This window comes from uncultured Bacteroides sp. (assembly GCF_910578895.1).
GTDB lineage: Bacteria > Bacteroidota > Bacteroidia > Bacteroidales > Bacteroidaceae > Bacteroides.
In genome coordinates, this window is the sequence record NZ_CAJTSC010000093.1 from 1 (window position 1) to 3,309 (window position 3,309).

General features: G+C 47.7%; 3 protein-coding genes and 1 pseudogene. 1 reads left to right on the forward strand and 3 read right to left on the reverse strand.

All coding sequences use genetic code 11. The features are described from left to right. Window positions 1-832: pseudogene (locus QZ327_RS14010) on the reverse strand (excinuclease ABC subunit A); the annotation flags it as partial. An 81-nt stretch (window positions 833-913) separates the two neighbouring features. Between QZ327_RS14010 and QZ327_RS14015 the strand changes: the two are divergent. Then, window positions 914-2,413, forward strand: coding sequence for a family 10 glycosylhydrolase (locus tag QZ327_RS14015; RefSeq protein ID WP_172501862.1), 1,500 nt, complete (start codon window positions 914-916; stop codon window positions 2,411-2,413). Between the two features lie 13 nt (window positions 2,414-2,426). Here the strand turns inward: QZ327_RS14015 and QZ327_RS14020 are convergent, their stop codons facing one another. Then, window positions 2,427-2,999 (reverse strand): chromate transporter, encoded by a 573-nt coding sequence (locus QZ327_RS14020; protein ID WP_016275588.1) that lies wholly within the window; start codon window positions 2,997-2,999, stop codon window positions 2,427-2,429. Continuing rightward, a partial coding sequence (locus QZ327_RS14025) for a chromate transporter (protein WP_294620310.1) occupies window positions 2,996-3,309 on the reverse strand: 314 nt, incomplete at its 5' end. The genes QZ327_RS14020 and QZ327_RS14025, both read right to left, overlap by 4 nt.

A 3,309-nucleotide genomic window follows, 5' to 3' on the forward strand; every position in this document is an offset into this window, starting at 1 on the left:
AATTGAAGGAGAACATCTGGTCGTTCGGTTCCTCGAACTTGATTCCGTCCGCCTCGAATTTGGTGCTGAAGGAGAACAGTTGCGTACTTCCGTCGGCAGAATAGAAGCGGAGCAGGCAGTTCCCGTCTCCTTCATACATGGCGGTCTCGGCAGAGTCGGTGAGGCGGCTGATGCTGTCTTTGCTGTCATCTGCCGTCATGCGGTCTACCAGCAGATAGATGTTTTGTTTTTTATCTCCGTCAGTTGTTTGTTGCAGGAAGTCTTCTATACGGACTATCTCGCGGTTCACTTCCACACGGGTGAATCCTTGTTTGAAGTCCATTTCCAGTTGTTGCGCCAGTGTGCGGCCCTCACGGGGCATCATCGGGGTGAGCACCGTGTACTTCGTTCCTTTGGGAAAGGAGAGCATACAGTTTACGATATCTTCGATGCTGTGCTTCTTCACCAGCTGGCCGCTGACGGGAGAATAGGTCTTTCCTACGCGTGCATAGAGCAGTCGCAGGTATTCGTAGATCTCGGTGGAAGTCCCCACGGTGGAACGTGGATTACGGCTGTTCACCTTTTGTTCGATGGCGATGGCGGGCGGTATGCCTTTGATGAAATCGCACTCGGGCTTGCTCATACGGCCCAGGAACTGGCGGGCGTAGGAGGACAGGCTTTCTACATAGCGCCGCTGGCCTTCGGCGTACAACGTGTCAAAAGCCAATGATGATTTTCCGGAACCTGACAGGCCTGTGATCACGACCAGCTTGTTGCGTGGTATATCGACATCAATGTTTTTCAGGTTGTTTACCTTTGCTCCTTTTATGGATATATAGTTACTTTCTGACATTCTTTATTGAATTTGATTGAATATGCAAAGATAATTATAAGTTTTCTTATCTTTGCAAGCGTATTAAACAAGAATAACAAAATGAGAGCAAAAACTATTCTTCTTTTATTGATAGCACTACTTTTTACTTCTGTTGTCAGTGCTCAGACACGTTACCCCAAACGTGAGTTCCGCGGTGCATGGATTCAGTGTGTGAACGGACAGTTCCAGGGAATGCCGGCAGAGAAGATGCAGCAGTTATTGATAAACCAGCTAAACAGTCTGCAAGGTGCGGGCATTAATGCGATAATTTTTCAGGTACGCGCGGAGGCCGATGCCTTGTATAAATCTTCTTATGAGCCGTGGAGCCGCTTCCTTACAGGAGTGCAGGGCAGGGTGCCGTCGCCTTACTGGGATCCCATGCAGTTCATGATAAACGAGTGCCACAAACGCGGTATGGAGTTTCATGCCTGGATCAACCCTTATCGTGCCAAGACGAAAGGAACGGCTGCCTTGTCGCCTATTCATCCGTACAATCAGCATCCGGAGCGTTTTGTGAAGTATGCAGGCCAGCTTTATTTTGATCCGGCTTTGCCCGAAAACCGTAAGTATATTTGTAAGATCGTACGCGACATCGTCACCCGGTATGATGTGGACGCCATCCACATGGACGATTATTTCTATCCTTATCCCAATCCCGGTGAGGATTTTCCGGATAATGTCAGTTTTGCGCAATATGGCCGCGGATACAGTAATAGAGCCGACTGGCGCCGCAATAACGTGAATGTGCTGATTAAGGAAATCCACGAGACTGTGCGCGAGTGCAAGCCGTGGGTGAAGTTCGGTGTTTCTCCTTTTGGCATCTACCGCAACAAGAAAAGCGATCCGAACGGCAGTGACACACGCGGTATTCAGAATTATGATGATTTGTATGCCGATGTGCTGATGTGGATCAATAACGGTTGGGTGGATTACAATATTCCTCAGATCTATTGGGAGATAGGCCATCCTGCGGCCGATTATGAAAACTTGATACATTGGTGGGCGAAACACGCTGCTTCGCGTCCGCTCTTTATCGGCCAGGATGTGATGCGTACAGTGAACAAGGCGGACGCCCGTAATCCGTTGCAAAACCAGATGCCTGCCAAGATGAAGTTGCAGCGCTCCCTTCCTACCGTACAGGGAAGCTGCCAATGGTATGCAGCCGCTGTGGTGGATAATGCCGGTAATTACCGCACGATGCTGGAAAAAGAATATCACCGTTATCCGGCTCTGATTCCCGAATCTCCTTTTATGGACGATAAGGCTCCGGGCAAAGTAAAGAAGGTGAAGATGGTATGGACGTATGAAGGCCCGGTGCTCTTCTGGACCGCTCCGAAAGCAAAAGACGAGATGGACAAGGCGGTGCAGTATGTGGTTTATCGCTTTGATAAGAAAGAAAAAGTCAATCTGGACGATGCTTCGCACATTGTGGCCATTACCCGCGATCATTTTTACCCGTTGCCTTATAACGATGGAAAAACGAAATTCCAGTATGTGGTGACAGCGTTGGACCGCTTGCACAATGAGTCCAAAGGTACTAAAAAGAAAGTGAAACTGTAAAAAGCGGCGTGTTTCAGTAAAGCAGGAATCCTGCCACTCCGCAAAGTATGATCATCAATATGGGATTTATCTTGTACTTTCGTGTCCCTATAAAGGTAACAAGAAAAATAATTATACTGATGATGAATTGATACAAATCTATCTGGTAGCTGCCGAAGTTCTCAGCATTCATCAAGACGAGCGCGGCGGCTGCCAGCAGACCTACCACTGCCGGACGCAATCCTTTGAATACGGCTTCTACAACCGGATGCTTTTGGTATTTCAGAAAGAACCGGCTGATGACTATCATCAAGATGAACGATGGGAAAACTACGGCAAAAGTGGCAATGCAAGAACCGAATATGGCCCATCCCTCACTGTACCCTGCATTTAATACTGCGGTATATCCCACATAGGTGGCGGAGTTGATGCCGATAGGACCCGGGGTCATCTGGCTGATGGCGATGATGTCTGTAAATTCACTGGCACTGATCCAATTATATCTTGTCACCACTTCTCCTTGTATCATGGACAACATGGCATATCCTCCTCCGAAACCAAAGAGGCCTATCTTGCAAAATGTATAGAATAAATATAGAAAAATCATTTGGATGAATATTTATGTTTGTACTTTCCGTATATAAAACCTCCCACACCTGCCATAATGATAATGTACACAGGCGAGACGCCCAATAACCAGATGAGCAATGCGGATACGACCGGTATCCAGATGGTGTAACGGTCTATTTTGGCCGATTTTGCCATGGAGAAAGTAGGGGCTGCGATAAGGGCCACTACTGCCGGACGGATTCCCTTGAATATATTCTCTACTATTTGGTATTGCTTGAACTGCTGGAAGAACAGGGCGATTGCCAGTATAATAAAGAAGGAGGGAAGTATGGTGCCCAAGGCCATTG